Below are 26,050 nucleotides of genomic sequence, written 5' to 3' on the forward strand. Positions count from 1 at the left end.
GCGCCGTGGGCCCGGTCGTAGTCCCGGCGCAGTCCGTGGCGTGAGCCCGCCTCGGGGCCGTAGAAGCCGAGGCGTCCGTAGCCGAAGACGTCCTGCGGCTCGTCCGCGAGCCACCAGTTGACCAGGTCGAAGTGGTGGCTCGACTTGTGCACCATCAGGCCGCCGCTGTGCTGCTTGTCGCGGTGCCGGCAGCGGAAGTAGTCGGCGCCGTGGCGGGTGTCGAGGAGCCATTCGAAGTGGACGGAGAGGATGTCGCCGATCGCGCCGTCGGCGAGCAGGGCGCGCACCTTGCTCCAGGCCGGCTGTCGCGTCGTCACCGAGAAGCCGATGATCGTCGACGCGGAGCGCTGCACCCGCATCCTCGACGCGGTGAATCAGACCGGCAACTCCCTCACCGTCGCCTTCAACTACCGCTTCAACCCGGTGCACGAGAGGTTCGGGTCGCACAGGGAGACCACACGGTGGCCGGGCGCGCCGCGAGGCCGCGGGTGAACGTCTGGGCGCGGTGGCCGGTGCCTACGACGGCCGCGCGCAACGGAGTTCGGCTCATGGCAGGCTCCTGTCCCCGGGTCCGGCGCCCATGCGTCCCGCCGCCGGTTGGCCTGATCGCACCACCCGGCACCTGGCGAATCCCTGGTCACAGGCAACCCACAGGCTCGCCCCGCCGTCCTCCGGGACACGAGTGGCCCCGCCGACCACGGGGTGCCCGTGTTTCCCGACTTGAGGAGGGCGACGTTGTTCCGTGCCCGGCGAATATGGGTCACCGCTGCGGCGGTACTCGCGGTGGCGGGGGGATCGCCAGGGCTGGCACAGGCGGCACCGCCGCCGCACGCCAGACCGTCAACCACGGCCCAGGACAAGGACGGTGGCCTGCCTCCCGGCTGGCGGATCACGGGTGAGGGGGCCGGGCGGCAGCTGGTCTGGCGCTCCACGGCCCGGGTGCCGATGACCGACGCACGCGTCGAGTTCTACGCCAAGGACCGGATGCTGGGCGTTCCGCGCCCCGGCAAGGACGGCCGTACGTTCCGCCTCGACCTCCATCGGGCCGGAGTGGCGAGCGGCCTGACGGACCTTCATGTACGGGCCGGCGGCCGCGAGTTGGACGCCACCGGCCGTACCGAGACCCCGGGCGGGCGGCGCTCCGCGGCGGTTGCGCCGCCCGCCCGGCTCCCCGCGAACTCCGTCGACCCGGGCAGGCCGGGCTCGTACCGCACCACCTCCGGTGAGTACGACCTGGCCCCGGTTCGGCTGCCCGGATTCCCCGAGCCGGTCGAGATGAAGGCCGTGGTGGTCGCCCCCGAGGGCGCGACCGGCCACCGCCCGCTCGCCCTGTTCCTGCACGGCCGCCACTCCACGTGCTACTCCGGCCAGGACGTGACCGGCGACTGGCCCTGCCCGCAGGGCACGAAGCCGATCCCGAGCTACCGCGGCTATCTGCGCGACCAGCAACTCCTGGCATCTCAGGGCTATATGACAGTGTCGATCTCCGCCAACGGCATCAACGCCCAGGACGACCGGGCCGAGGACGGCGGCGCCCAGGCCCGCTCCTCGCTGGTGCGGCAGCACCTGGCGCACTGGGCGGACTGGGCCGCCCATCCCGCATCGGCCCCCGCGGTCGTACGCAACGCGCCGCCGGCCGACCTCTCGCGCGTGCTGCTCGTGGGCCACTCGCGCGGCGGCGAGGGCGTGAACCGCGCGGCCATGGACAGCCTCTATCCGCCGCCCGCCGCGCAGGACGGCTACCACGGCCGCGTGCGCTGGCACATCCGCGGCACCCTCCTCATCGGACCGACGATCTTCGGCCAGAACCCGGTCGCGGACGTGCCCTCGGCCACGATCCTGCCGGGCTGCGACGGCGACGTCTCCGACCTCCAGGGTGAGGTGTACGTCGACGGCACGCGCGCCGTCAGCCGCGGCACCGCACTGCACAGCGCGGTGTACGTGGTGGGCGCCGACCACAACTTCTTCAACACCGAGTGGACGCCCGGGCAGGCGCAGGCGCCCGCCGACGACGACTTCTACAACGACACCGACCAGCGGGACCCGGTGTGCTCGCCGGGCACCGCGACACGGCTGACCGCCGACCAGCAGCACAAGGCGGGCAGCACCTACATCGCCGCGGCGGCACGGCTGTTCGTCGCCGGGGACGACCGTGTGCGGCCGCTGCTCGACGGGTCCGGCCGGCGGGCGCCCTCGGCCGATCCAGCGCGGGTGCTCACGCACGCGGTCGGCGCGAACCGCACCGGCGCCTTCCTGCCGGACGGCAAGGTCACCGTGACCGGCGGACGGCTGTGCTCGGCGGTGGATCCGGACAACGGCGTGGCCTGCCTCGGCTCCGGCACCAAGGGTGGCTCGCCGCACTTCGCGCAGTGGGAGACGGACCGCGAGGTCGGCCGCCGGGCGGTCGCGCTGCGCTGGTCGGCGCCCGGTTCCGCGGTACAGGTGCGTCCCGGGACACCGGTGTCGCTCGGTGGCGCCAAGTACGTCTCGCTGCGCGTGATCGTGCCGCCCAACTCGACCGGCACCAAGCTGGACGTGTCCCTCACCGACGCCGGCGGCAAGCGGGCCGCACTCGGCCGCGTCGCCGTCGACGGCCTGCCCGGCACGGAACGGACCACCTCCTACTGGGCGCGCGAGGCGCGCGTCCCGCTGTCGGCGGCGACCCGGGCCGGACTCGACCTGGGGCACGTCAAGTCCCTTGAGCTGACGCCGCGTTCGCGCTCCGGCAAGGCCTGGCTGATGGATGCCTGGGGCTGGCGTCCCGGCACTCCCGCGGTCCGTGCGGCGGCGCTGCCGCGGGTCGACCTCGGCCGTACGACCGTCAAGGAGGGCGACTCCGGCGTCCGCACCTACCGCGTGCCGGTCCAGGTGTCCGGGCAGGGCAGTGGCCGGGTCCGCGTCTACGTCGTCGACCCGGACACCGGCAAGGCGAAGCAGCACCTGGTGACGGTGCACCCGGGCGGCCACGACATCGACGTGTCGGTGCGGGTGACGGGCAACACGCGCTACTCCTACGACGTCGACGACACAGTGCTCGTGAAGGCCGTGCACGGCGCCGTCGTGGGCTCGTACCGCGGCGGGGTGACGGTGCTCAACGACGACCCCATGCCCAAGGTGAGCGTGACGCCGGTGGCGGACCGGGTGACCGAAGGAAAGCCGCTGAAGTGGAAGGTGGTGCTGTCCCGGGCCGCCGACGTGGACCTCGGCGAGATGTTCGTCGTCGTCCCGGTCACCGGTCCGGAGCTGTCCACCAAGGACGTCGACCCGGCCTGGCTCGCCGACACCACGGGTGAGTCGCCGGACCCGGAGCGCCCTCTGTCGTCGATCAAGTACCTGTACCTGACGACGAACGTGCCCAAGGGAGCGCTGAGTGCCGAGGTGAGCCTGCCGACGGCCGGGGACCGGGTGGCGGAGCCCGCCGAGTCGGTGCGCTTCCAGGCGACCGACGAGAACGGCGACCCGCAGCCCGGCGGGGCGGTGCTGAGCGGCACGGTGCTCGACGCCTCGTAGATCAGCGCCCGCCGTGGTGAATGGCCGTGCCGGTCCTCCGACTTCGGGGAGGACCGGCACGGCCGTAGGTGTCTCAGGGCGCGAGCGTGACGCGGATGCCGACGGTGCCCTTCAGCCCCCGGCGCAGCCGGCTGCCGAGCAGGGTGAGGCGGCCCGCGATCCCGTACTTGCGGACGATGAGTCGGCGGTAGCGGGCGACGGTCTCCTCGTCGCCGATCTCGGCCACGGCGGGGAGCTGGTTGCCGGAGGGATGGCCGCGCAGGTCGCACGGGCCGATCAGAATGTCCTTGCGGGCCCGGATCCGCTTCACCTTCCACGAGTCGGCGACCGTCCACACGCCGAGCGTGTCGCCGTCGCGCACCACCCACACCGGGGTGGCGACCGAGGTGCCGTTCTTGCGGTAGCTGGTGATCAGCACGTACTTCTCGGCGCCGAGCCGCTCCAGCGACATGTGGTCCATGACAAAAGTCTAGGCACCCGCCGGTGCTTCGAGGAGTTCGCGGTACCGGCGGGCGAAGAGATACGCGTCCCCCGGCCAGCGCGCCGACAGGTAGTGGCCGTCCCGGACGACGAAGGCGTGGGTGTCGTCGCCCGCCGTGCCGCGCCGGGTCAGCTCCCGGGGGCCGCGCTCGAACTGGACGGCCGGGTCGCCGACGGCGGCGCGCACCTCGTCCTCCACGTAAGCCGGGTAGGTGCGGTAGTAGCGGCCCAGGCGCCAGGCGGTGGTCAGGTAGGCGGTGCGTTCCATGTACTTCGGCAGGCAGGTCGTCCTGCGGCCGGCGAGGACGCTGCGTCCGGTGCCGGGGTCCTCGGTCCGGGCCAGGACCAGCACGCCGTGGCAGATCGCGCCGACCGGGCGGCCGAGTGCCCAGAACCGGGCGACCTGCTCCCGCAGCTCCGCCGAGCCGAGGTACTGCCGCATGCCGGGCGCGTGTCCGCCCGGCAGGAGGAGTCCGTCGTACGCCGTCACGTCCACGTCGGCCCAGCCGACCGTGGCACCGAACTCCCGCGCCGCGGTGAGCTGTTCGTAGAACCGCTTGGGCTCGTCCGCCGCGCCGAGCTGCCCGAACAGGACGCCGGTCAGCAGGCGCGGGTCCGCCGCGGGCCGGGTGCCGGCGTGTTCGGTGGCGAGGACGACCTCGTGCCCTGCGTCCGTGAGCAGGCGCCAGGGCACGGCGACCTCGGTGACGTCGAAGTCGTGGTCGGGGACCGGCATCAGTACGCGCATGGGGCCATCATGCAGGGCCGTCGTGTGTCCATGACACCCGCACCCGGGCCTGTGTTCAGGCGAGCGCGGCCGCCATACGCCGTACGGCCTCGGTGATCACCTCGGGCGAGGTCGCCAGATTCAGGCGTACGTACCCCGCCCCGCCGGTGCCGAAGGGGAGGCCCGGGCTCAGCGCCACCCTCCCCCGCTCGAGGAACACTTCGGCCGGATCGTCACCGAGGCCGAGCGCACGGCAGTCGAGCCAGGCCAGATAGGTGGCCTCGCCGGGGCGGTGGGCGATGGCGGGGATGTGCTCGGCGAGCAGATCGGCCAGCAGCCGGCGGTTGTCGTCGAGGCCGCCGAGCACCGCGTCCAGCCAGGCGATGCCGTCGGTCAGGGCGGCCGTGTGGGCGATGACACCGATATGGCTCGGGCCGTGGCCGACCTCCTCGGGCAGCCGGGCCAGGTCGGCGGCGGCAGCCGGCCCGGCGATCGCGAGCGCCGCCTTCAGGCCCGCCAGGTTCCAGCCCTTCGACGCGGACATGAGGGACAGGCCGTTCTCCGCGCCCGGGACGCTCAGATACGGCACGAAGTCCGTGCCCGCCGCGGTCACCGGGGCGTGGATCTCGTCCACGACGACGCGGACGCCGTACCGGCCGGCGAGGGCGGTCACGGCGGACAGCTCCTCGGCCGTGTGTACGGTCCCGGTCGGGTTGTGCGGGCTGCACAACAGGTAGGCGGCACGGCGTCCGCCGGCCACGGCCTGCCGGAAGGTCTCCTCGAGCACGCCGAGGCCGATGCGCAGGTCCGCCCCGAGCGGCGCCTCAAGCACCAGCCGGTCCAGGTGCCCGACGAACTGGTAGAACGGCGGGTACACGGGCGAGTTGACGATCACCGGATCCCCGGGCCCGGTGACCAGCCTGAGCATCTCGACGACGCCGAGCATCACGTCGGGCACGATCGCGGTGCGCTCCACGGCGAGCCCGTCCCACCCCCACCGCTTCTCCGCGAACCCGGCGAGCGCCTCGGCGTAGGCGGTGCCCGCCGGGTAGCCGGTGTCCCCGAGCGCGAGCGCCTCGGTGACCGCGCGGACGACGGGTTCGGCGAGCGGCACGTCCATCTCGGCCACCCACAGGGGCAGCACGTCGGGCGGATGGGTGCGCCATTTCATGCTCGTACGACGGCGGAGCCGGTCGAGGGAGAGGACGCGCAGCGGATTCGGTTCACCGGACGTGTCGTGCGGGATCCTGTTCATGGGCTCAAGATAGGGGCCACGCCCTCGGCAAACCGCAACTGCGATGGTTGGATTGCCGGTTGATGCCACCCCCCAAAAGGCACTCCAGGAGCGGACCCCTTGACGGAGAATCCGGCATGCACCGAGGACCACGCCGCGGCGCTGCGCAGACGTATCGACACGCTGCGCCCGCACACGGCCCGGATCTGGAACTACTGGCTGGGCGGCAGCGACTACTACGAGGTCGACCGGGTGGCCGGTGACCACATCCGCGAGCTCCATCCGGCGATCGACGCGTACGCCCGCGCCGACCGCCTCTTCCTGGGACGGGCCGTACGCCATCTCGTGGCCGAGGCCGGGATCCGCCAGTTCCTCGACATCGGCACGGGCCTGCCCACCGCCGACAACACGCACGAGGTCGCCCAGCGTCTCGCTCCGGACGCGCGGATCGTCTACGTCGACAACGACCCGCTGGTGCTGGCGCACGCCCGCGCCCTGCTCACCAGCTCGCCCGAGGGCCGCACGGACCATCTGGACGAGGACCTGCGCAACGTCGACGCGATCCTGGAACGGGCCGCCGACACGCTGGACCTCTCCCGGCCGGTCGCGCTGATGCTGCTCGGGGTGGTCATCTTCCTGCGCGACGACGAGGACCCGTACGGGACGGTGCGCCGCCTCATGGACGCGCTGCCGCCCGGCAGCCATCTCGTGCTGTCCCACACCATCACGAGCCCCGCGCTGCCGGAGGTGGACGCGGCCGTCCGGTACTGGAACGAGCGCGGCATACCGGGGCTGATCCAGCGCACCCCGCAGGCCGTGGCCCGGTTCTTCGACGGCCTGGACCTTCTGGAACCGGGCGTTCTCTCGTGCTCGCGCTGGCGGCCCGAGCATCCCGGCGGGGACGAGCCGCAGGAAGTAGCCATGTACGGCGGGGTCGGCCGCAAGCGCTGAGAAGGTCGCCCGCGCGCTGAACGGGACGGTCCCCGGCCCCGTATGGAGGGAGGGTTCTCAACGACCGGAGGGCCCCGCGGTGTTGACGCCGCGCGTACGGGTTCGGGAGCCATGCATGAGGCACGCACGACGACGGATCGTCCGGCGAGCGACGCGGCTGGCGGCCGTCGGCGGCCTCCTCCTCGGGGGAGCGATGGTGACGCAGGCCGCCATGGCGAGCGAGACTCCCGGCACCTCCGCCCTCCCGCTCAGCGCCTCCAGCACGTCGCAGAACCCCGGTGCGGCGCTCGTGTCCGAACTCGGCACCGCCCGCACGGCCGGAACCTGGATCGGCACGGACGGCCGTCCGGTGGTAGCGGTGACCGACAAGGAGGCGGCGGCCCAGGTGGAGAGTGCGGGCGCCCGGGCCAGGATGGTGCAGCACAGCATGAACGACCTCAAGGCGGCGGCGTCGACGCTGCGTGCGGCGCCCCGGGTCGCCGGCACGGCCTGGGTCATGGACTACCGCACCAACCAGGTGGTGGTGCAGGGCGACAGCACCGTCTCGTCCTCCGACTGGTCGAGCATGACCAAGGTCGCGTCCGGCATCGGCTCGGCCGTCCGCACGGAGCGCGCACAGGGCGAGTTCACGACCCGGCTCAACGGCGCGCAGCCGATCCTGTCGACCGGCGGGCGCTGCTCGGCCGGCTTCAACGTGACCGACGGCAAGAGCGACTTCATCCTCACCGCCGGGCACTGCGGGCCGGCCGGGTCCATCTGGTTCGCGGACAACCAGGGCAACCAGCAGCTCGGAAGGACGGTGCGGCAGGACTTCCCCGGCAGTGACTTCTCGCTTGTCCAGTACGCGAGCGGCAAGGCGGGCGCCGGCGCCGACATCGTGGCCATCGGCAAGGGCAACGGCGTGCGCATCACGGGTGTCGGCGATCCGGCCGTGGGGCAGCGGGTGTTCCGCAGCGGCAGCACCAGCGGGCTGCACGACGGCGAGGTCAAGGGGCTGGACGCCACGGTCAACTATCCGGAGGGCACCGTCACCGGCCTGATCGAGACGAACGTGTGCGCCGAGCCCGGGGACAGCGGGGGCCCGCTGTTCTCCGACGGCGTCGCGCTGGGCGTGACCTCGGGCGGCAGCGGCGACTGCACCTCGGGCGGGACGACCTTCTTCCAGCCGGTGACCAAGGCGATGCAGGCGCTCGATGTCCGGATGATCGTGTCGAAGCAGGCCGCGGGTCAGAGCACGGCGGCGCCGTCCTCCTCGGCCACGCACAGCGCGATCGCACCCGGCGCGGCGTCTCCCGGCTCCTCGGGTCCCGTCTCGGGCCTCGCGGACGACGGCGAGACGCTGCTGGCCCGGCTCGCGAATCCGAGCAACGTCGGACCCGGGATGCTGGTCATCGGAGGCAGCCTGCTGGCGCTCGTCGCCACTCGCTACATCCGCGCCGAGCAGGACCGCAAGGCGTACCGGCGCCACTACTCGGCGACCTGGAGCTGACGGTTCAGCCGAGGGTCAGCAGCACCGTGGCCACCGCGGCGCCCAGCAGCCCGGCCGTCTGCCGGACGGAGACCCGCTCGTGCAGCAGGGCCAGACCGAGGATGACGGGAAGCGCGGGATAGAGAGAGGCGAGGACCACGGCGACGGCGAGCAACTGCCGCTGGGCGGCGAGCAGATAGAGGATCAGGGCGAGGGCGGCCCCGGCCCCGACGAGGAGCGACTGGACGGTGGGACGGAGCGGCAGGCGCGGCGGCCCGTGCCGCACCACGGCCGGCAGCAGCAGGAGTACGGCTGCGACGCGGCCCGCGGCCACCGGCCACAGCCCGGCGGACGGGGCCGTGAGGCCGAGAGCCACGTACTGCACGGCGACGCCCGCACTGGCGACCAGACCATCACGCACGACTCCGCCCGGACGAGAGAGCAGACCATGCTGCACATCTCCGCCCGCACCCCTGCGGCCCGCTCCCCCGCCGGCCACGAGCCAGAGCGCCGGCACCGTGACGACGATGCCGACCCAGGCCAGGGCGCCGGGGCGGTCACCGAGGGCGAGGACCCCGCACACGACGGACAGGGCGACGCCGGTCACCGCGCTGACCGGCACGACCACGCTCATCGCTCCGCGGCTGAGACCGCGGTTCAGGAAGCGCATGGCGATACAGCTGCCGGCGCCGGACAGGGCGCCCCACAGCAGGTCGGTGAGGTGGACGGAGGAGGCGGATACGAGGAGGGCGGCGACGCAGGCGAGCATGAGCCCGCCGAGCTGGCCGAGGAAGGTGACAGCCGTGTAGGAGGCGCGGCGGGACAGGATCCCGCCGGCGAAGTCGACGATGCCGTAGCAGACGGCGGAGGCCAGTGCGAGGAGGGGACCCATCGTGCGGCGGGTTCCCCGGGCCGGGGCTCCGAAGCGCCGCGGGGCTCAGTGCCTGTCAGGCAGCCCGCGACCGGGACGGGGCCGCTGCGGCCCACTCCAGGACGAGGCGCTGGTACTCCTCGCGCTGCTCGCCGCTCAGTGTCCCGCCCGACCGGCGCCACAGGGCCCGGATCTCCTCGTTGACCTCGTCTGCCGAACGAACGGAGGCGGGTTCAACGGTGGTGGACATGATGTGAAGCATACGGGCCGTGGCGTGAAGGCGCTGTGAGTAAGTTCGCACGAACCGGACATTAGGGACCGTGTTGCTGGTCACGTCCATCTGCCAAGGCGGGCCGCCGAGTTCACACCTCCGCGACCCCCAGGACCAGCACCTGGATGGCCAGGACGGCGGCGCCGCGGGCCCAGTCGTGGAAGTCGGACACCTTGGTCTCCAGGGGCACCGGCGCGGCCAGCGGATGCCGCTGGGCGGCGATCGCGTCGTGCACTGTGTCTCCGGCCACATCCATCAGGCCCACGCCTTCGCCGGCGAGCAGGATCTTCTGCGGCATCGCGAAGTTGGCGATCTGGGCGACGAGGGTGCCGAGGGCACGCGCCGCCTCGCCGACGACCCGGGCGTGCATGGGCTCACCGGCGGAGGCGAGGCCGAGGATCTCCTCGTACGTCCAGTCCCGGCCGGTGGCGGCGCGGATCTGGTAGCGGATGCTGGAGATGGTCAGCAGCGAGACGGCGCTGCCGCGTTCGCCGTCGGGGGTGAGCGGGCCGTTGGGGTCGATGATCCAGTGGCGGCCGAAACCGCGGTCCTCCTCGGCGCAGGGGACGCGCCTGCCGCCCAGGACCAGTCCGTAGCCGATGCCGGCGCCGATGGTCAGGACGATGAAGCGGTCCAGGCCCCGGCCGGCCCCGAACCAGGTCTCGGCCTCGACGAGGGCGGCGACGTCGTTCTCGACCACGACCGGCAGTCCGGTGCGCTCCTCGACGAGCTCGGCGAGCGGTACGTCCCGCCAGCGCAGGAACGGCGACTCCCCCACCACGGAGCGGTCCTCGACCAGGCCGCCGACGCCGATGCCGATGCCGGCGAGGCACGGGTGGGCGCCGGCGAGCTCGGCCGTCATCTCCGCGAGCACGTCGGCGACTTCGGCCGGGTCATGGGTGTCGAGCGGGCGGTCGTAGCGGGCGACGATGTCGCTGCGGAGCGTGGTGACGACGCCGTAGACCATGTCCTCGGTGATCTTGAAGCCGATGAAGGAGCGGGACTCGGCGACGACGTCGAGCGGCTGCGAGGGACGCCCCTGGCGCACCTCCGCCGGGGTGCCGGCCTCGGTGACCTCTATCAGCAGTCCCGACTCGATCAGCGGCTTGGTCAGCCGGGTGAGGCTGCCCGCGGACAGGTCGAGCCGCCGGGCCAGTTCGGTGCGTGACAGCGGGCCGTTGACGAGCACCTCGATCGCCACCGAGCGCTCACCGGGACTCAGGGGCAGCCAGCTGGCGGCAACTGTGGTCATGACGGTCAGACTCCCACATGCTTTTTTTCGCCGTGAAAACAACCAGCTCAGGATAGCCCGCACCATGGGCCTGAAAAAAGATCCTCGCAGGCCACTTGACGCTTGGATTCTTTCACGCCGAAAGTAAGTGGCCGAGGACGAGCCGCCGCAGACGAGGAGTCTCCCGATGACCATCGCCTCCAGCAGCCCCCCTTCGCGCCTGCCGCTGCGCGGCGCCGAGGGAGCGGGCACCAGGCCCAGGACGGGACGGGCCAGGGCCCGTGCGAGCGGCGGCGACGGACGGCTGGCCGCGGTGTTCATCGCCCCTGCCCTGCTGGGCTTCCTGGTGTTCCTGCTCTGGCCCACCCTGCGGGGCATCTACCTGAGCTTCACCCGCTTCAACCTGCTCACCCCTGCCGAGTGGGTGGGCCTGGACAACTACGTGCGGATGGTCCACGACCCCATCTTCTGGGAGTCGTTGAAGGTCACCGTCGAGTACGTGATGATCAACATCGGGGTGCAGACCGTCTCGGCGCTCGCCATCGCCGTCCTGCTCCAGCGGCTGACGCAGTCGTCGGTGCTGCGCGGGATCGTGCTCACGCCGTATCTGATGTCCAACGTCGTCGCCGGCGTCGTCTGGCTGTGGATCCTGGACACCCAGCTCGGCATCGGCAACCAGATCATCGGGGCGCTCGGCTTCGACCACATCCCGTTCCTCGCCGACGAGAACTGGGCGATTCCCACGATCGCCCTGATCAACGTCTGGCGGCACGTCGGCTACACCGCGCTGCTGCTGTTCGCCGGGCTCATGGCCATCCCGAACGACATGTACGAGGCGGCCCGGGTGGACGGCGCCGGCGAGTGGCGGATGTTCTGCCGGATCACGCTGCCGCTGCTGCGGCCGGTGCTGGCGGTCGTGCTGATCATGACGGTGATCGGTTCGTTCCAGGTCTTCGACACCGTCGCCGTGACGACCATGGGCGGCCCGGCGAACGCCACCAACGTGCTCCAGTACTACATCTACGGCGCCGCCTTCGGCCGCTTCCAGTTCGGCTACGCCTCGGCCATGTCCGTGGCCCTGCTCGTCGTGCTGAGCGCGATCACGTTCCTGCAGTACCGGCTCACCCGGGCCGGCCAGAGCGACCTCGGCTGACGGAAGGGAGTGACCGACATGGCTGCCGTGGCAACCACGACGACCGTACGAACCACCAGGCGCCGGCCCTCCGCCGGCCGGATAGTCGCATGGGTGGTGATGACCGCGATCGTGCTCATCACCCTGCTGCCGTTCTACTGGATCCTGCGCACCGCGCTGTCCACCAACACCGCGCTCGCCGCCCACCCCGGCGACCCCCTGCCGGTCGGCCTGACGGGCGGCGGCTTCGCACGCGCCCTGGGCCTGCAGTCGACCAAGGACGCGATCGCCCAGGGCGGTTCGGGCGGCGGCCTGAAGTTCTGGCGCTACCTGCTCAACTCGGTGTTCGTCTCGACCCTGATCACCGTCTGCCAGATCTTCTTCTCCGCCATGGCCGCCTACGCCTTCGCACGGCTGAGGTGGCGCGGCCGGGACAAGGTGTTCGGGCTGTTCCTCGCCGGGCTGATGGTGCCCGCGATCTTCACCCTGCTGCCGAACTTCGTGCTCATCAAGCAACTCCACCTGGTGGACACGCTGTTGGGCATCGCCCTGCCGACGATGTTCATGACGCCGTTCGCGGTGTTCTTCCTGCGCCAGTTCTTCATGAACGTCCCGCGGGAGGTCGAGGAGGCCGCCCTGCTGGACGGGGCCGGGAAGATCCGGATCTTCTTCCGGGTGATGCTCCCGATGGCGTCCACGCCCATCCTCACGCTCGGCGTGCTGACGTACATCACCTCGTGGAACGACTACTTCTGGCCGCTGATGGTGTCCTACAGCGACAGCTCGCGTGTGCTGACCGTGGCACTGGCCATCTTCCGGGCGCAGACCCCGCAGACGGGCTACGACTGGTCCGGCCTGATGGCCGCGACCCTCGTCGCCGCGCTGCCGATGCTCGTGCTCTTCGGCTGCTTCGCGCGCCGCATCGTCAGCACCATCAGCTTCACCGGGCTCAAGTAAGGGGACAGGTATGCGAGTTCGTATGCGGAGCGCCGTGGCACTGACCGGCGCGCTGGCACTGTCCCTCGTCGCCGGGTGCGCGCAGAACGGCGGCGCCGGAGGGAGCGGGAACACGGTCACGTACTGGCTGTGGGACGCCAACCAGCTGCCCGCCTACCAGGCCTGCGCCAAGGGGTTCGAGAAGGAGAACCCGGGCCTGAAGGTGAGGATCAGCCAGCTGGGCTGGGACGACTACTGGACCAAGCTGACCGCGAGCTTCATCGCGGGCACCCAGCCGGACGTCTTCACCGACCACATCCAGAAGTTCGGCCAGTTCGCCGACCTGAAGGTCCTGGAGCCGCTGGACGACCTGGACGTCAACCCCTCCGGCTACCAGCCGGGGCTGGCCGACAACTGGATCGGGCAGGACGGCCACCGCTACGGCACCCCCAAGGACTGGGACACGGTCGCCCTCTTCTACAACAGGAAGATGGCGCGGTCCGCCGGGCTCACCCCGCAGCAGATCGCCGGCGTGGCGTGGAACCCGAAGGACGGCGGCACCTTCGAGAAGGCCATCGCCCACCTCACGATCGACGTGCACGGCAGGCGCGGCGACGAACCGGGCTTCGACAAGCACCACGTCAAGGTCTACGGCCTCGCGACCGGCGGCGGCGGTGACGGCGACGGACAGACGACGTGGAGCAACTTCGCCGCCTCCGCGGGCTGGAACTACACCGACAAGAAGCGGTGGGGCGACAAGTACCGCTACGACAGCAAGACCTTCCAGTCCGTGATCAAGTGGTACTTCGGCCTCGCGAAGAAGGGCTACCTCGCGCCGCTCACGGACTACAGCGCGGGCGCCAACCCGGCCAACGCGCAGGTGGCCGCGGGCAAGGCGGCGACCGCCTTCGACGGTGCCTGGATGATCTCCACCTACGCCGCGATGAAGGGCGTCAAGGTCGCCACCGCGCCCACGCCGGCCGGGCCGACCGGCAAGCGGGCCACCATGATGAACGGCCTCGCCGACTCCATCACCAAGAAGGCCCACAACAAGCAGGGCGCCAGGAAGTGGGTGCGCTACCTCGCCTCCGACGCCTGCCAGAAGATCGTCGGCCGCTACGGCATCGTCTTCCCCGCCACACCCGACGGGACGAAGGCGGCGGTGGCCGCGTACGGCCGGAAGGGCATCGACGTCTCGGCGTTCACGAAGCCCGTCACCGACCGGAAGGACTTCAGGACCTTCACCTTCCCGATCACCAACTACGCGGCGGACGTCTACGCGTTGATGCACCCGGCCATGCAGGGTATCTACGGCAGTGGCAGCTCCGCCGGCAGCCTCGACCGCACCACCGACCAGATCAACCTGATCCTCTCGCAGTGATCTCCGTACCAGTGAAGGGCACGCCTCACATGACGTTCTCGCTCGGCATCGTCGGCGCCGGCCAGTTCTCCGGCCAGTTCGCCACGCTGTTCCAGGCCCACCCCGGCGTCAGCGACGTCTATGTCACCGACCTGCTGCCCGACCGGGCGGACCAACTCGCCACCGCCCAGGGGCTGGCGGGCACCTTCCCCTCGTACCAGGCGATGCTGGAGTCGGAGGCGGTCGACGCGGTCGCCATCTTCACCCAGCGCTGGACGCACGGACCCCTCGTGCTCCAGGGCCTGAACGCCGGCAAGCACGTGTACTCCGCGGTCCCCATGGCGATCACCACGGAGGAGATCGCCGCCATCATCGACGCGGTCAAGGCGACCGGGCTGACGTACATGATGGGCGAGACCAGCCAGTACAACCCGGCGACCGTGCACGCCCGCAACCAGATCGCCGAGGGTGCATTCGGGCGGATCTTCTACGCCGAGGGCGACTACGTCCACGACATGGATCTGGGGTTCTACGAGGCGTACCGGTACAGCGGCGGCGAGAACTGGAAGCAGACCGCCAGCTATCCCCCGCTGCTCTACCCCACGCACTCGGTGGGCGGTGTGCTCGGCGCCTGGCAGACGTACGCCACGAGCGTGTCGGCGATCGGGGTGGTCGACGAGCGCGGCGACGGCGTCTTCGACAAGGACGTCAGCCAGTTCGGCAACGACTTCTCCAACGCGACCGCGCTGTTCGAGGTGGCGGGCGGCGGGTCGTTCCGCACCAACGAGTTCCGGCGGGTGGGCTACCCCTCGCACATCCGGGAGTCGCGTTTCCGGTTCTTCGGCACGGACGCGAGCATGGAGCAGCTCGCCACCGTGGCGCTGTGGCAGGACAAGAAGGGCGTGCAGGACATCAGCGAACTGCTGGAGCCCAAGCCCACGATGGCTCCTGACGACCCGTCACTTCAGCACGTCGCGCCGGAGCTGCGGGCCGCCTTCACCTCCGGCTCGGCGCCGGTGCACGACCGCGCCCGGCTGCCGCGGGAGTTCGACCACCTGCACAACGGGCACGAGGGCAGCCACCACTTCCTGGTGGACGACTTCGTGACCGCCGTGAACACGCGGTCGCTGCCGTCCGTCAACGCCTGGGTGGCCGCCCGCTACACCCTGCCGGGCATCGTCGCGCACGATTCCGCGCGGCAGGGTGGCGTACGGCTGGAGATCCCGGACTTCGGGGACGCGCCCGCGCAGTGACGCCCGGGGAGCCGGGTGCCTGCGCGGTGTGTCAGGTGCCCGGCTTGCGGCCGTAGACGAAGACGTCGTCGCCGTTCTTCAGCAGCGACCAGTACTTCTTGGCGGTGGCGGGGGTCATGTTGACGCAGCCGTGCGAGCCCGGCGGGTTCCACATGCTGAGGCCCACCGAGTGGAAGGCCTGGCCGCCGTCGAAGAACTGGCTGTAGGGCATCGACACGTTGTAGATGCTCGAGACGTGGTCGATGTCCCGCCAGTAGATCTTCTTCAGGCCGGTGCGGGTCTCGTAGCCGTTACGGCCGGTACGGACCGGGACGGGGCCGTAGACGAGCCGGCTGCCGTCCTGGATCCAGCTGAGCTGGAGCGTCAGGTTCACACAGGCGATGCGGCCCTTGTTCGTCGGGCACTCGTGGTCCCTGTTGGGGTTGTTCCCGACGGCCTTCTGCTTGTTCATGAGGTCCATCACGCCCCAGGTGACGGAGCCCGCGTAGCCGATGTTCGGCGTGATGCCGTGCTTGGTCTGGAAGGCCTTGATGGCCTTGCAGTCGGTGGCCGACTGCCGGCCGTCGACCGGTCGGCCGAGGAACTTCTCCACCTGCTTCTGGTAGGGCCCGGCGCTGGTGGTGCAGCTCGTCGCGGCCTGCGCGGGCGCGGTGCCCAGTGCGAGCGCGAGCGGTGCCATCAGTCCGGTGAGCCCGAGCGCGACGGCGCCCCGTCTGCGTATGTCCCCCATGGCCGGCCTTGCCTTTCATGTCGTTGGCGCGTCTGATCTGCGATCTCTGCCAGCTAGACCGGCGTGCGGCGCGTTCGGTTGCAGCGATCGCCCACGATGCGACGAAACGGTGACATTCGCAGTGCCGCAGGTCACAGAGAGACGGATGGGGCGCTGTGGCTCATCTCTCGCCGCCTTGTCCCGTCGACCGGAGAAAGCCCGTGTTGACGGCCGTGACGCCGCCATCGACCGTGAGCGTGGTGCCGGTGATCCAGGCCGCGTCCCGGGAGGCGAGGAAGGCGACGGCGGCGGCGACGTCCTCGGGCTCGCCGACCCGGCCGAGGGGGTACAGCGCGCGCAGGGTCTCCAGTTCCTCCTCGCGGCCCTCCCAGGCCGAGGTGCGCACCGTGCCCGGCAGCACCAGGTTGACGCGGACACCCCGCGATGCGACATGCCCGGCCATGGTGCGGGTGAGCGAGAGCAGACCGGCCTTGGCCGCGCTGTAGGCGTGGTTGCCGAAGTCCTGAAGGGCGTTGACGGAGCCGATGGTGACGACGGCGCCGCGACCGGAGACGGCCAGGTGCGGGAGGGCGGCCCGGCAGCAGCGGTAGGCACCGGTCAGCGTGATGTCGAGGTCGCGGTCCCAGGCGTCGTCCGCGCCGTCCTCGAAGAGCGGGGTGTCGGGGGTGCAGCTCGCCGCGCAGTTGACCAGGACGTCCAGCGACCCGAAGGTCTCGACGGCGTGCGCGACGGCCGCTTCCACAGCGGCCCGCTCGCCCACGTCGCACGCCAACGCCTCGGCTGCGAGACCCAGTTCACGCAGCGCGCCCGCGGTCTTCCCGACCTCGGCCGGATCGGCGTCGGTCAGCAGCACACGCGCCCCCTCCTCGGCCAGCCGCCGGGAGACGGCTGTGCCGATGCCGCGGGCCGCGCCGGTGACGAGAACTCCGTACCCCTCGAAGCGCTTCGTGTCAGCCATGGGCCGAACCTACCCCCCGCAAGATCTACCCGGCGGATAACGTGCGTCCGTGACCGCGTTTCTTCAGCAACTCCCCGCCCTGACAGGTGTCGTGCGGCGCGCTCGGCTCGTATCTGGCGGTCGTACGCGGGGACCGGGTCCGCGTCCGGCGGGAGCGGGCGGCGCGTTGGGAGGCGCGGCGGTTCGCGGTCTGCACGGACTGGTCGCAGGCGCTGAAGCAGCAGGTCGCGCTGACCTACCGGGTGGCGGCCCACCTCGGCAACGACCCGCACCCGCATCCCCTGGCGGCGCAGGAGGCGGAGCCGCTGCTGGCCGAGGTCCAGACGGCCCGCGAGCCGTACGGCGAGGCGCTCATCCTGCTGGGCAGCCCGGACGTCGTCGAGCAGGCCCGGGAGTGGATCGTCACGGTCCTGGAGATGGAGCGCTTCGTACGGGAGGGCACGCGTGATCCGGCCGCCTGGCAGTCCCTGCTGGAGCGGCAGCGCGCCGGACGCGAGCGGTTCTACACGGCCGTACGGGAGGACCTGGCACTCCCGCCGGGGCATTCGGCGCGCCGGCCGCTGCCCGTCGTGACCCGCCCCTGAGGTCAGCGGTAGCCGGTCACGTCGGCCGCCTTCCCCGTGTCCTGGACCTCGACCAGATAGCGCCAGGCGTCCGGGCGGCTGCCGTCGAGGTCCGTGAAGCCGTACTCCTGGGCGAGGGAGCCGCTGGAGAGGGAGTCGCCGTTCCACCGGGCCGCGTCCGGGTCGGCGGCGAGCGCGGTGACGGCGCGGCCCACGTAGCGTGGGGTCTCGGAGATGGCGAAGTGCGGGACCCGGTCCAGGGCGTCGCGCCAGTTCTCCTCACGTACGCCGAAGTGCTCCAGCATGATCTCCGAGCGCAGCCAGCCCGGGGTGAGTGCGACGGCGGTGGCCCCGCGCGGGCCGAGTTCGTGCCCCAGGGCGAAGGCCATGCGCAGTACGGACGCCTTGGCGAGGTCGTAGAAGAAGGAGACGCGGTAGGTGTCACGGTTGTAGTCGGCGGTGCCGTCGGTGACCTCGACGACCAGGCCGCCGGGCCGGCGCAGCAGCAGGGGCAGGGCGTGGTGGCTGGTGACGGCGTGGGTCTCGACGGCGAGCCTGAGCAGCCTGAGCCCCTTGTCGAGGTCGTGCTCCCAGACCGGGCTCTCCCATTCGAAGAGGTTCTCGCCGCCCCAGATGTCGTTGACGAGGACGTCCAGGCGGCCCTGCTCGTCCGCGATGCGGTCCACGAGGGCGCGGACCTGTGCGGGGTCGAGGTGGTCGGTGGGCACGGCGATGCCCTCGCCGCCCGCCTCGGTGACGAGGTCGGCGGTGTCCTCGATGGTCTCCGGGCGGTCGTACTCGGAACGCCGCGCGCGGGTGCTGCGCCCGGTCACGTACACGGTCGCCCCGGCCGCGCCGAGCTCCACCGCGATCCCGCGCCCCGCACCCCGCGTCGCCCCGGCGACCAGCGCCACCTTGCCCTTCAGCGGCTCGGACATCTACGGCCTCCCGTTCTCCTACGACTCCTGCTGCCAGGATCAGGGTCCCGGGGAAGGCGGACATCTTCTGTCGCCTTTTACGGGGGATTCTCTTACGGCGATTGCCCTACGGCGTTTCCGCGGGTTGCCTTCGGCCGCGAAGGCGAGGTAGCCGGCGGATGGGACGGCGACCGCGGTGAGCGCCGATCCGGCGGTGAACAGGGCGCTCGGCAGCCCGGCCAGGCCCGTGCCGCCGAGCATCTTCTGGGCGAGCAGAGCGCCGACCGTGACACCGGCGGCAAGTCCGGCCCCGCTGAGGTCCTGCGAGGCGACGAGGCGCCGCCGCGGCCTGGCCACGCGTCTCAACGAAGCGGCCGGCCACACCGCGGTCGCCCTGGACGTCGTCTTCGTGGCGGCGGGGCCGGCGCTCTCCCTGATCGTGCGTGACACCGCGGCCCACGTGGCCCTCGAACTCGCCCAGCACACCGAGCCGTTGCCGGCCGGCGAGCACACGAGCCAGGCCGGGCCGGTCAACAACCGCAACGACGGGCTCACTTGAGACGTCTTTCCGCTCCTCTTACCGACCGCGACCTCGGCCTCGCCGCGGTCGGCCTGATCGAGGGCCTCTAGCTCATCCTGTGGGGCCTCGGGCAGACCCCCAGCGGCCACCACTCCGACCGCGTCGGCCGCACACAGCGCACCGCGTACGGCGTGCTCGTCCGGGCCGGGGGCTTCACTGCCCGCCCTGGTCATCGTCCTGGTGGGAGTGCTCTGACCACGGCGTCGGGCAGCGGGACCGGACCACGAGCGCCCGGCCGAGCCGCCGGCAGCGCGGCCGCGGCCACCGGTCCCTCCGCCCGTCAGGGGTTCAGTGCCCGCGGGCGATCCACTCGTCCAGATGAGGAGCTTCCGCCCCGACCGTCGTCGGATCGCCGTGCCCTGTAAGGACCTTCGTCTCCGGCGGGAGGCTGAGCAGGCGTTCGCGGATGGAGTCGACGATCGTCGGGAAGTGGGAGTAGGAGCGGCCGGTCGCGCCGGGGCCGCCCTGGAAGAGGGTGTCGCCGGTGAAGACCGTGGCCAGGGCCGGGTCGTAGAGGCAGACGGCGCCCGGCGCGTGGCCCGGGGTGTGCAGCACCGTGAGGTCGGCGCCCGCCGCCTCGATGACCTGGCCGTCGACGAGATGGGCGTCGGGGTCACGGTCCGGGTGGGTCAGCTTCCACAGCGGCAGGTCGTCCGGGTGGAGCCAGATCGTGGCGCCCGTGCGGTCGGCCAGCGCGGGCGCCGCGTCGATGTGGTCGTTGTGGGCGTGCGTGCACACGATGGCCGTCAGCCGGCGGTCCCCCACGGCCTCGGCGATGGCGTCGGCGTCGTGCGCCGCGTCGATGACGACCACCTCGTGGTCGTCGCCGACGATCCAGACGTTGTTGTCGACGTCCCAGGTGCCGCCGTCGAGCGTGAACTGCCCGGAGGTGACGAGGCGTTCGATGCGGGCGGCCATCAGAGCACCACCACCGAGCGCAGTACGTCGCCTTGGTGCATCCGCTCGAACGCCTTCTCCACGTCGGTGAGTTGGATCGTCTCGGTGACGAACTTGTCCAGCGGCAGCCGGCCCTGCAGATGCAGGTCGATCAGCATCGGGAAGTCGCGGCTCGGCAGGCAGTCGCCGTACCAGGACGACTTCAGCGAGCCGCCACGGCCGAAGACGTCCAGCAGGGGCAGTTCGAGCTTCATCTCCGGTGTCGGGACGCCGACCAGCACGACGGTGCCGGCGAGGTCGCGGGCGTAGAAGGCCTGCTTGTACGTCTCCGGGCGGCCGACCGCCTCGACGACCACGTCCGCGCCGAATCCGCCGGTCAGTTCGCGGATCGCCTCGACCGGGTCGGTCTCCTTGGAGTTCACCGTGTGCGTGGCGCCCATCTCCCGGGCCTTGGCCAGCTTGCGGTCGTCGAGGTCCACCGCGATGATCTTCGCCGCGCCCGCCAGGTTCGCCCCGGCGATCGCCGCGTCGCCCACCCCGCCGCAGCCGATCACGGCCACGCTGTCGCCGCGGCCGACCTGACCGGTGTTGATCGCCGCACCGATGCCCGCCATCACGCCACAGCCCAGCAGCCCGGCCACCTGCGCCGACACACTCGGATCGACCTTCGTGCACTGTCCGGCCGCCACCAGCGTCTTGTCCGCGAAGGCACCGATGCCCAGCGCCGGCGACAGCTCCTGCCCGGTCGAGGCGAGGGTCATCCTCTGCTTGGCGTTGTGGGTGTTGAAGCAGTACCACGGCCGCCCGCGCAGACAGGCCCGGCACTGCCCGCACACCGCACGCCAGTTGAGGATCACGAAGTCGCCGGGAGCCACATCGGTGACGCCCTCCCCCACCGACTCCACGACCCCGGCCGCCTCATGACCGAGCAGGAAGGGGAAGTCGTCGCTGATCCCGCCCTGCTTGTAGTGGAGATCCGTATGGCACACCCCGCAGGCCTGGATCTGGACCACCGCCTCCCCGGGCCCCGGGTCGGGCACGACGATCGTCTCCACCCGCACCGGCTCGTCCTTGCCCGGTGCGATCACGCCGCGAACTTCCTGCGCCATGGTGTTGAACCCTTTCATCGACGTATGTCCGTCCCTTCGACCCTACGCGTGACTGATCAGTAACGGCGCCGGCCTCGCGACGGAGCAGACGGCCGCCCCGAAATGGCCGCGCTCGGGCCGCTGTCGCCGACGTAGCCTGAATGCTCCGCACGACTGCCGAGGAGCGCCGTGAGCATCGCCGCAGACATCGAGCCGAGCCCGCCCGCCTGGCGGCTGCTCCTCGCCTACGTACGACCGCATCGGTGGGCCCTGCTGACGGGCGCGCTGCTGTCGCTCGTCACGGGCGCCACCGGGCTCCTGCTGCCGCTCGTGGCCCGGGGGTTGATCGACGACCTCTCGCACGACCGGGCCATCACCGGCGCCCTGCTGGCCATGTCGGCACTGGTGGTCGCCAACGCCGCGGTGGGCGCGCTCGGCGGCTACGTGCTGCGGCGTACCGCGGAGTCGGTGGTGCTCGGCGCGCGGCGCGCCCTGTCGTCGTATCTGCTGAGGCTGCGGATCACCGCGGTCGACCGCAGCGAACCGGGCGACCTGATGGCCCGCATCACCTCGGACACCACGCTGCTGCGCGAGGTCACCACGGACTCGCTGGTGGGGCTGGGCACGGGCGGGCTCACGCTCGTCGCGACCATCGTGATGATGGGGCTGGTCGATCCGGTGCTGCTCCTGGTCACCCTGGCCGTGATCCTCGGCGCGGGCACGGTCCTCGGTGTGATCGTGCCGCGCATCAACCGCGCGAGCCGTCGGGCGCAGGACGCGGTCGGGGTGATGGGCGCCTCCCTGGAGCGGATACTCGGCGCGCTGCGCACGGTGAAGGCGTCCGGCGCCGAGCACCGCGAGGAGAAGACGCTGCACGACGCGGCGGAGGAGTCGTGGCGGCAGAGCGTGCGGGCCGCCAAGTGGTCGGCGGCGGCGGGCAATACGGCCGGTCTGGCGATGCAGATCGCCTTCATCACGGTGCTCGCGGTGGGCGGGGCGCGGGTGGCGACCGGCGCCATCGAGGTGGGCACGCTGGTCGCGTTCCTGCTGTACGTCTTCTATCTGATGTCCCCGATCCAGCAGGTGGTCGGCGCGATCACGCAGTACCAGACGGGCTCCGCGGCCCTCGCCCGCATCCAGGAGGCGCTGAGCCTGCCCTCCGAACCGGCGTCCCGCCCGGCCCCGTTGCCCACCCCCGGCGCGGAACCGGCCACGCTCGCCTTCGATGAGGTCCGCTTCCGGTACGCCGAGGACCTGCCGTACGTCCATCACGGGGTGACGTTCGCGGTACCGGCCCGCGGCATGACGGCGTTCGTCGGCCCGTCCGGCGCGGGCAAGACCACGGTGTTCTCGCTCATCGAGCGCTTCTACGACCCCGGTTCCGGCACCGTCACCCTCGACGGACGCGACGTGCAGGACTGGGATCTGCCCCAACTCCGGTCGGCGATCGGCTATGTGGAGCAGGACGCCCCGGTGCTGTCCGGTTCGCTGCGCGACAACCTGCTGCTGGGCAACCCGGAGGCCGACGAGGACGCGCTCACCCGGGTGGTGAAGACGACCCACCTCGACGGGCTGGTGGCCCGGCTGCCCAAGGGGCTCGACACCCTGGTCGGTCACCGCGGCACCAAGCTGTCGGGTGGCGAGCGGCAGCGCGTCGCCATCGCCCGCGCGCTGCTGCGCAGGCCGCGGCTGCTGTTGCTCGACGAGGCCACCTCGCAGCTCGACGCGGTGAACGAGGCGGCGCTGCGGGACACCGTCGCCGACGTGGCCCGGACGACGACGGTTCTCGTCGTCGCCCACCGGCTCTCCACGGTGACGATGGCCGACCGCATCGTGGTCATGGACGCGGGCCGGGTGCGTGCGGTGGGCACCCACCGCGAACTGGTCGCCGCCGATCCCCTCTACGCCGAGCTGGCGGCCACGCAGTTCCTCGCGACCGCCGACTGACCCGCCCCCGCGAGGTTCGCGATGTGAAGACCGGTTCACCGTCAGTGGCGTGCGCGTTCAGGATGCGACAAGGCCGAGGGGCCGCCCAGTGTTCCGGGCGGCCCCTCGGCCAGGATGCGCGACGCTGCGACGGCCTGCTAGAAGGCGTCCGGCAGGCCGGGTCCGACGGCTCCCATGTGGGCGACCTGGTCCAGCTGCTGGAGGTTGTTCAGGCGGTTGAGCTGCTCGGAGGGGCGCGGAACCTCGGCCTGGCGGTCGGCCGGGATACCGGTCGTGGCGAGCGAGTCGACCAGGGTGAGCGGGTTCAGCTGGCTGCCGTCCTTGTTCGCGATGGCCGAGTCGGAGGCGCTGGCGAGCGGCGCGGCGAGGGCGGTGATACCCGCGGCGAGACCAACGGCGGCGACGATACGTCGTGTTGAGATCATGTTTCCCACAACGCCGCCGGACCTCGGGCGGTCACGGGCACGGTGCGTCACTCACCCGTCAGGGGCAGCGTTCCGGCTGCGCTTGCCGAGCCTGCCGCGGCGGAGGAGCCTCGGAGGAGAGGCCCTTCGCGGCCCGCTCCTCGTCGGGTCGCGGCCTTCGGAGGAGGTCACCATGGGGACCACGGCAACACCCGCCTTCAGCGCCGACACCCTGCGCCGGGGCGTCGAAGGACACACGGCGGCAGACCTGCTGTCGCTCTACGCGGACGACGCGCAGATACGCATCGTGGACCGCAACACCCAGCCCAGCCAACCCAAGATCATCCGCGGTCGCGACGAGATCGGGGCACTGTTCGAGGACATCTACAGCCGGGACATGACGCACAAGGTGGACCAGTGCATCATCCAGGGCGACCACGCCGCCTACAGCCAGTCGTGCCGGTACTCGGACGGGACGCGCGTCCTCTCCGAGTCGATGGTCACGCTGCGCGACGGCAAGATCGCCGAGGAGATCCTGATCCAGGCATGGGACGAGTAGGAGGCAGAACCGCGAGGGTCCAGGTCACCTCCAGGCTGACCTGGACCTTCTCGGCTCGTGCGGCGCTCGGGCGAACGCGTCCGGGCCGGCCCGGGCGGTCCACCGTGGCACAGCGGCTGGCCTCCCTGGCCCTGCTGCGGTCCGTCATGAGAGCGGGACGGTCCCGACCGCTTCCCACCACCCGCAGGCGCCATGTCCTGCGCCGGTGAGCCCGGTTCGGGATGTGATCAGCGCATCCAGGCGCTGTAGTCCATGACGTCGCCGGCCTTCACGCCGTACTCCGGGTCGGCCTTGGTGAAGACCGTCTCCAGGCCCAGGACCGCGCCGGTGGACGGAGCCATGATCAGCAGCCGGCGGGTGCCCGCACTCTCGTACTCGTAGGCCATTCCGCCGCGCCCGAGCCGGTCCGTCACCCGGCCGACCGGCCGCAGCCCGTCGGTGACCGCGAGGAGCCGGGCCAGCGTCGCGGACTCACGGGCGCCGAGGGTCCAGTGACCGAGCAACTCGTCCACCGCGTCCAGGAGTTCGGGTGTGGTCAGAGTGGTCCCGGCGTAGGAGGCCTCCTGGAGGTAGGCGCGCAGCCGTGCCGTGTCGTGCGGGGGCGGCGACTCGGGCGGGGCGTCGCTCCAGCTCGGCGGATATGTCTGCCTGCTGAGGACATGGCCGTCCTCGACGAGGTGCGGAGCATCGCCGTCGTCGCGCAGGACGGGCCGGCCCGGGTGCCGCGGGTCGGTCGCCACGACGAGTTCGGTGTGGCTGCCGTCGGCCTTCCAGCGCACGACGCGTTCCTCCGGGAGCGTCACCGGGGGCTTGTCGTCGCTCATGCCCAGGCTCCAGGACTGTACGTGCGTGCCCTTGCGCAGTTCCGGCGCACCGGGGGCCGTGACCTGCCGCTCGGCGCGGTCGGCCAGTTCCCTGAGGGATACGGGGGTGGAGTCGGCCCGGACGACCAGCGGACGGGGCGCGGCGACCGCGGGCGTGGTGCTCGGACCGCCGAGCAGCAGCGCGAGTGCCGTCGTGGCGACGACGAGCGTCGCGGCGAAGCTCCAGGCGAGCCGGGTGCGGCGGCGGGCGGCGGGCCGTTCGTGCAGCAGCCGGTTCAGCCGGCGCTCGGCGTCGTGGTCCAGGGGGCCGTCGCCGTAGTGGGGGCCGTCGACCGGCACCGGGTTGGCGCGGCGCAGGAGTTCGAGTTCGTCAGCCATGGCCGTGCTCCTTCGTGGCTGCTGGACGCGCGGCCGCCGGACGCGCGGCCGCCGGGCCGGTCGTGAGAGCGGGATGCATGCGGTCTATCTCGGCTCTGAGCCGGCGCCGGGCGCGGTGCAGCCGCATCGAGGCGGCACGCGGGCCGCAGCCGAGGGCGACGGCGACCTCGTCGACGCCCAACTCCTCCCACGTGGTCAGGCGCAGCACCTCCTGATCGGCGTCGGAGAGGCGGGCCAGCGCCTCGTGCACCCAGGCACCCGGTGCCTCCGTGTCGGGGCTCGCCACGATCTGCCGGCCGTGCGCGCTCTCGTCGTTGCCGATCCGGTCGAGCAGCCGGCGGCGCCGGCCGAGGCCGCGCACCGCGTTCGCCAGGCAGTTGCGTGCCACGCCGTACAGCCAGGGCAGCGGGGACCCCGGCAGTTCGGCCCGGCGCCGCCAGGCGACCGTGAACACCTCCGCCACCACTTCCTCCACCTCGCCGGCCCGCCCGTCCAGTCGCCGCGCGACATAGCGGCTGACTGCCCAGTAGTGCTCGCGATAGGCAGCGGCGAAGATCTCGTCGTTGCTCATGTTCCGTTCGTGTCCGGCACCGGCCGGATCGTCACACCCACTTCCGTGATTCTCGTCGCGTCGTACGAGTGTGACCGGTGCGGCGGGTGCGGACACAGGCGGGGCATGAGGCACCTCAAGTGGCTGACGACCACTGACCACAAGACGATCGGGACGCTGTATCTCGTCACGTCGTTCGCGTTCTTCCTGATCGGCGGCGTGATGGCGCTG

General features: G+C 71.5%; 24 protein-coding genes and 3 pseudogenes. 11 read left to right on the forward strand and 16 right to left on the reverse strand.

Annotated elements, in window-relative coordinates; genetic code table 11:
* Nucleotides 1-131 precede the first annotated feature (131 nt).
* Nucleotides 132-359: pseudogene (locus ACGFYN_RS39360) on the reverse strand (Gfo/Idh/MocA family oxidoreductase); the annotation flags it as partial.
* On the opposite strand from ACGFYN_RS39360, the gene ACGFYN_RS39365 reads away from it, so the two are divergent.
* Both ACGFYN_RS39365 and ACGFYN_RS39370 read left to right on the forward strand, forming a co-directional pair.
* Nucleotides 250-492, forward strand: coding sequence for a Gfo/Idh/MocA family oxidoreductase (locus tag ACGFYN_RS39365; RefSeq protein ID WP_393870788.1), 243 nt, complete (start codon nucleotides 250-252; stop codon nucleotides 490-492). The pseudogene ACGFYN_RS39360 and the gene ACGFYN_RS39365 overlap by 110 nt on opposite strands.
* 243 nt (nucleotides 493-735) lie before the next feature.
* Nucleotides 736-3,510 (forward strand): alpha/beta hydrolase family protein, encoded by a 2,775-nt coding sequence (locus ACGFYN_RS39370; protein WP_393870789.1) that lies wholly within the window; start codon nucleotides 736-738, stop codon nucleotides 3,508-3,510.
* 73 nt (nucleotides 3,511-3,583) lie between these two features.
* Here the strand turns inward: ACGFYN_RS39370 and ACGFYN_RS39375 are convergent, their stop codons facing one another.
* From ACGFYN_RS39375 to ACGFYN_RS39385, 3 genes are read right to left on the reverse strand one after another with little or no spacing between them, the layout of a single operon-like run.
* Nucleotides 3,584-3,970, reverse strand: coding sequence for a PPOX class F420-dependent oxidoreductase (locus ACGFYN_RS39375; protein ID WP_393870790.1), 387 nt, complete (start codon nucleotides 3,968-3,970; stop codon nucleotides 3,584-3,586).
* A 9-nt stretch (nucleotides 3,971-3,979) separates the two neighbouring features.
* Nucleotides 3,980-4,738 carry a type 1 glutamine amidotransferase domain-containing protein gene (locus tag ACGFYN_RS39380; protein ID WP_393870791.1) on the reverse strand — a complete coding sequence of 253 codons (759 nt, stop codon included), beginning with the start codon at nucleotides 4,736-4,738 and terminating at the stop codon, nucleotides 3,980-3,982.
* Between the two features lie 55 nt (nucleotides 4,739-4,793).
* Nucleotides 4,794-5,972: a MalY/PatB family protein gene (locus tag ACGFYN_RS39385; protein WP_393870792.1), complete on the reverse strand. Its 1,179-nt coding sequence runs from the start codon at nucleotides 5,970-5,972 to the stop codon at nucleotides 4,794-4,796.
* A 99-nt stretch (nucleotides 5,973-6,071) separates the two neighbouring features.
* Between ACGFYN_RS39385 and ACGFYN_RS39390 the strand changes: the two genes are divergently transcribed.
* Both ACGFYN_RS39390 and ACGFYN_RS39395 read left to right on the forward strand, forming a co-directional pair.
* The gene (locus ACGFYN_RS39390) at nucleotides 6,072-6,902 is read left to right on the forward strand and encodes an SAM-dependent methyltransferase (protein ID WP_393870793.1); all 831 of its coding nucleotides are present in this window, start codon (nucleotides 6,072-6,074) and stop codon (nucleotides 6,900-6,902) included.
* Between the two features lie 115 nt (nucleotides 6,903-7,017).
* Nucleotides 7,018-8,391: a S1 family peptidase gene (locus ACGFYN_RS39395; RefSeq protein WP_393870794.1), complete on the forward strand. Its 1,374-nt coding sequence runs from the start codon at nucleotides 7,018-7,020 to the stop codon at nucleotides 8,389-8,391.
* A gap of 4 nt (nucleotides 8,392-8,395) precedes the next feature.
* Here the strand turns inward: ACGFYN_RS39395 and ACGFYN_RS39400 are convergent, their stop codons facing one another.
* The 3 genes from ACGFYN_RS39400 to ACGFYN_RS39410 all read right to left on the reverse strand — a co-directional run bounded on the left by ACGFYN_RS39400 (nucleotide 8,396) and on the right by ACGFYN_RS39410 (nucleotide 10,764).
* Complete coding sequence (locus ACGFYN_RS39400; protein WP_393870795.1) at nucleotides 8,396-9,262, reverse strand: EamA family transporter; 867 nt, start codon at nucleotides 9,260-9,262, stop codon at nucleotides 8,396-8,398.
* 55 nt (nucleotides 9,263-9,317) lie between these two features.
* Complete coding sequence (locus ACGFYN_RS39405; protein ID WP_393870796.1) at nucleotides 9,318-9,503, reverse strand: hypothetical protein; 186 nt, start codon at nucleotides 9,501-9,503, stop codon at nucleotides 9,318-9,320.
* 100 nt (nucleotides 9,504-9,603) lie between these two features.
* Complete coding sequence (locus ACGFYN_RS39410; protein ID WP_393870797.1) at nucleotides 9,604-10,764, reverse strand: ROK family protein; 1,161 nt, start codon at nucleotides 10,762-10,764, stop codon at nucleotides 9,604-9,606.
* A 166-nt stretch (nucleotides 10,765-10,930) separates the two neighbouring features.
* Here ACGFYN_RS39410 and ACGFYN_RS39415 point away from each other — a divergent pair, with 166 nt between their 5' ends.
* From ACGFYN_RS39415 to ACGFYN_RS39430, 4 genes are read left to right on the forward strand one after another with little or no spacing between them, the layout of a single operon-like run.
* A complete protein-coding gene (locus ACGFYN_RS39415) occupies nucleotides 10,931-11,896 on the forward strand; it encodes a carbohydrate ABC transporter permease (protein ID WP_393870798.1) in 966 nt (321 codons plus the stop codon).
* 18 nt (nucleotides 11,897-11,914) lie between these two features.
* The gene (locus tag ACGFYN_RS39420) at nucleotides 11,915-12,832 is read left to right on the forward strand and encodes a carbohydrate ABC transporter permease (RefSeq protein WP_393870799.1); all 918 of its coding nucleotides are present in this window, start codon (nucleotides 11,915-11,917) and stop codon (nucleotides 12,830-12,832) included.
* A 10-nt stretch (nucleotides 12,833-12,842) separates the two neighbouring features.
* Nucleotides 12,843-14,192, forward strand: a complete 1,350-nt coding sequence (locus tag ACGFYN_RS39425) for an ABC transporter substrate-binding protein (protein WP_393870800.1) — start codon at nucleotides 12,843-12,845, stop codon at nucleotides 14,190-14,192.
* Between the two features lie 29 nt (nucleotides 14,193-14,221).
* The gene (locus tag ACGFYN_RS39430; protein ID WP_393870818.1) at nucleotides 14,222-15,424 is read left to right on the forward strand and encodes a Gfo/Idh/MocA family protein; all 1,203 of its coding nucleotides are present in this window, start codon (nucleotides 14,222-14,224) and stop codon (nucleotides 15,422-15,424) included.
* Nucleotides 15,425-15,455: 31 nt separating this feature from the next.
* On the opposite strand, the gene ACGFYN_RS39435 is transcribed toward ACGFYN_RS39430, so the two are convergent.
* Complete coding sequence (locus ACGFYN_RS39435; protein WP_393870801.1) at nucleotides 15,456-16,154, reverse strand: L,D-transpeptidase family protein; 699 nt, start codon at nucleotides 16,152-16,154, stop codon at nucleotides 15,456-15,458.
* Nucleotides 16,155-16,314: 160 nt separating this feature from the next.
* Complete coding sequence (locus ACGFYN_RS39440) at nucleotides 16,315-17,112, reverse strand: SDR family NAD(P)-dependent oxidoreductase (protein ID WP_393870802.1); 798 nt, start codon at nucleotides 17,110-17,112, stop codon at nucleotides 16,315-16,317.
* Nucleotides 17,113-17,161: 49 nt separating this feature from the next.
* On the opposite strand from ACGFYN_RS39440, the pseudogene ACGFYN_RS39445 reads away from it, so the two are divergent.
* Nucleotides 17,162-17,696: pseudogene (locus tag ACGFYN_RS39445) on the forward strand (hypothetical protein).
* Nucleotides 17,697-17,698: 2 nt separating this feature from the next.
* Here ACGFYN_RS39445 and ACGFYN_RS39450 read toward each other — a convergent pair.
* The 4 genes and pseudogenes from ACGFYN_RS39450 to ACGFYN_RS39465 form a co-directional block, all read right to left on the reverse strand.
* Entirely contained in the window at nucleotides 17,699-18,613 is a 915-nt protein-coding gene (locus ACGFYN_RS39450; protein ID WP_393870803.1) for an SDR family oxidoreductase, read from the reverse strand.
* A 162-nt stretch (nucleotides 18,614-18,775) separates the two neighbouring features.
* Nucleotides 18,776-18,976 (reverse strand): annotated as a pseudogene (locus ACGFYN_RS39455) (MFS transporter); the annotation flags it as partial.
* A 484-nt stretch (nucleotides 18,977-19,460) separates the two neighbouring features.
* On the reverse strand, nucleotides 19,461-20,090 hold the full coding sequence (locus tag ACGFYN_RS39460) for an MBL fold metallo-hydrolase (protein ID WP_393870804.1): 630 nt from the start codon (nucleotides 20,088-20,090) through the stop codon (nucleotides 19,461-19,463).
* Nucleotides 20,090-21,178 carry an S-(hydroxymethyl)mycothiol dehydrogenase gene (locus ACGFYN_RS39465; protein ID WP_393870805.1) on the reverse strand — a complete coding sequence of 363 codons (1,089 nt, stop codon included), beginning with the start codon at nucleotides 21,176-21,178 and terminating at the stop codon, nucleotides 20,090-20,092. Before ACGFYN_RS39465 ends, ACGFYN_RS39460 begins: the two co-directional genes overlap by 1 nt.
* 168 nt (nucleotides 21,179-21,346) lie before the next feature.
* On the opposite strand from ACGFYN_RS39465, the gene ACGFYN_RS39470 reads away from it, so the two are divergent.
* Nucleotides 21,347-23,104, forward strand: coding sequence for an ABC transporter ATP-binding protein (locus ACGFYN_RS39470; protein ID WP_393870806.1), 1,758 nt, complete (start codon nucleotides 21,347-21,349; stop codon nucleotides 23,102-23,104).
* A 137-nt stretch (nucleotides 23,105-23,241) separates the two neighbouring features.
* Here the strand turns inward: ACGFYN_RS39470 and ACGFYN_RS39475 are convergent, their stop codons facing one another.
* On the reverse strand, nucleotides 23,242-23,529 hold the full coding sequence (locus ACGFYN_RS39475; RefSeq protein ID WP_393870807.1) for a hypothetical protein: 288 nt from the start codon (nucleotides 23,527-23,529) through the stop codon (nucleotides 23,242-23,244).
* Nucleotides 23,530-23,701: 172 nt separating this feature from the next.
* Between ACGFYN_RS39475 and ACGFYN_RS39480 the strand changes: the two genes are divergently transcribed.
* Nucleotides 23,702-24,067, forward strand: a complete 366-nt coding sequence (locus tag ACGFYN_RS39480) for a nuclear transport factor 2 family protein (protein WP_393870808.1) — start codon at nucleotides 23,702-23,704, stop codon at nucleotides 24,065-24,067.
* Nucleotides 24,068-24,294: 227 nt separating this feature from the next.
* Here ACGFYN_RS39480 and ACGFYN_RS39485 read toward each other — a convergent pair whose 3' ends face one another.
* Both ACGFYN_RS39485 and ACGFYN_RS39490 read right to left on the reverse strand, forming a co-directional pair.
* Nucleotides 24,295-25,269 (reverse strand): CU044_5270 family protein, encoded by a 975-nt coding sequence (locus tag ACGFYN_RS39485; RefSeq protein ID WP_393870809.1) that lies wholly within the window; start codon nucleotides 25,267-25,269, stop codon nucleotides 24,295-24,297.
* Complete coding sequence (locus tag ACGFYN_RS39490; RefSeq protein ID WP_393870810.1) at nucleotides 25,262-25,840, reverse strand: RNA polymerase sigma factor; 579 nt, start codon at nucleotides 25,838-25,840, stop codon at nucleotides 25,262-25,264. The genes ACGFYN_RS39485 and ACGFYN_RS39490 overlap by 8 nt, the downstream gene beginning before the upstream one ends.
* Nucleotides 25,841-26,050 lie beyond the last annotated feature (210 nt).

The sequence above is a fragment of the Streptomyces sp. NPDC048419 genome, from assembly GCF_043200415.1.
Classification (GTDB): Bacteria; Actinomycetota; Actinomycetes; order Streptomycetales; family Streptomycetaceae; genus Streptomyces.

Bases quoted from the DNA above. Each gene is read 5' to 3' on its own strand.
- ACGFYN_RS39365 (WP_393870788.1), top strand. From the start codon at position 250: ATGTCGCCGATCGCGCCGTCGGCGAGCAGGGCGCGCACCTTGCTCCAG.
- ACGFYN_RS39375 (WP_393870790.1), bottom strand. From the start codon at position 3,970: ATGGACCACATGTCGCTGGAGCGGCTCGGCGCCGAGAAGTACGTGCTG.
- ACGFYN_RS39380 (WP_393870791.1), bottom strand. From the start codon at position 4,738: ATGCGCGTACTGATGCCGGTCCCCGACCACGACTTCGACGTCACCGAG.
- ACGFYN_RS39385 (WP_393870792.1), bottom strand. From the start codon at position 5,972: ATGAACAGGATCCCGCACGACACGTCCGGTGAACCGAATCCGCTGCGC.
- ACGFYN_RS39395 (WP_393870794.1), top strand. From the start codon at position 7,018: ATGAGGCACGCACGACGACGGATCGTCCGGCGAGCGACGCGGCTGGCG.
- ACGFYN_RS39400 (WP_393870795.1), bottom strand. From the start codon at position 9,262: ATGGGTCCCCTCCTCGCACTGGCCTCCGCCGTCTGCTACGGCATCGTC.
- ACGFYN_RS39405 (WP_393870796.1), bottom strand. From the start codon at position 9,503: ATGCTTCACATCATGTCCACCACCGTTGAACCCGCCTCCGTTCGTTCG.
- ACGFYN_RS39410 (WP_393870797.1), bottom strand. From the start codon at position 10,764: ATGACCACAGTTGCCGCCAGCTGGCTGCCCCTGAGTCCCGGTGAGCGC.
- ACGFYN_RS39415 (WP_393870798.1), top strand. From the start codon at position 10,931: ATGACCATCGCCTCCAGCAGCCCCCCTTCGCGCCTGCCGCTGCGCGGC.
- ACGFYN_RS39420 (WP_393870799.1), top strand. From the start codon at position 11,915: ATGGCTGCCGTGGCAACCACGACGACCGTACGAACCACCAGGCGCCGG.
- ACGFYN_RS39425 (WP_393870800.1), top strand. From the start codon at position 12,843: ATGCGAGTTCGTATGCGGAGCGCCGTGGCACTGACCGGCGCGCTGGCA.
- ACGFYN_RS39430 (WP_393870818.1), top strand. From the start codon at position 14,222: ATGACGTTCTCGCTCGGCATCGTCGGCGCCGGCCAGTTCTCCGGCCAG.
- ACGFYN_RS39435 (WP_393870801.1), bottom strand. From the start codon at position 16,154: ATGGGGGACATACGCAGACGGGGCGCCGTCGCGCTCGGGCTCACCGGA.
- ACGFYN_RS39440 (WP_393870802.1), bottom strand. From the start codon at position 17,112: ATGGCTGACACGAAGCGCTTCGAGGGGTACGGAGTTCTCGTCACCGGC.
- ACGFYN_RS39450 (WP_393870803.1), bottom strand. From the start codon at position 18,613: ATGTCCGAGCCGCTGAAGGGCAAGGTGGCGCTGGTCGCCGGGGCGACG.
- ACGFYN_RS39460 (WP_393870804.1), bottom strand. From the start codon at position 20,090: ATGGCCGCCCGCATCGAACGCCTCGTCACCTCCGGGCAGTTCACGCTC.
- ACGFYN_RS39465 (WP_393870805.1), bottom strand. From the start codon at position 21,178: ATGGCGCAGGAAGTTCGCGGCGTGATCGCACCGGGCAAGGACGAGCCG.
- ACGFYN_RS39475 (WP_393870807.1), bottom strand. From the start codon at position 23,529: ATGATCTCAACACGACGTATCGTCGCCGCCGTTGGTCTCGCCGCGGGT.
- ACGFYN_RS39480 (WP_393870808.1), top strand. From the start codon at position 23,702: ATGGGGACCACGGCAACACCCGCCTTCAGCGCCGACACCCTGCGCCGG.
- ACGFYN_RS39485 (WP_393870809.1), bottom strand. From the start codon at position 25,269: ATGGCTGACGAACTCGAACTCCTGCGCCGCGCCAACCCGGTGCCGGTC.
- ACGFYN_RS39490 (WP_393870810.1), bottom strand. From the start codon at position 25,840: ATGAGCAACGACGAGATCTTCGCCGCTGCCTATCGCGAGCACTACTGG.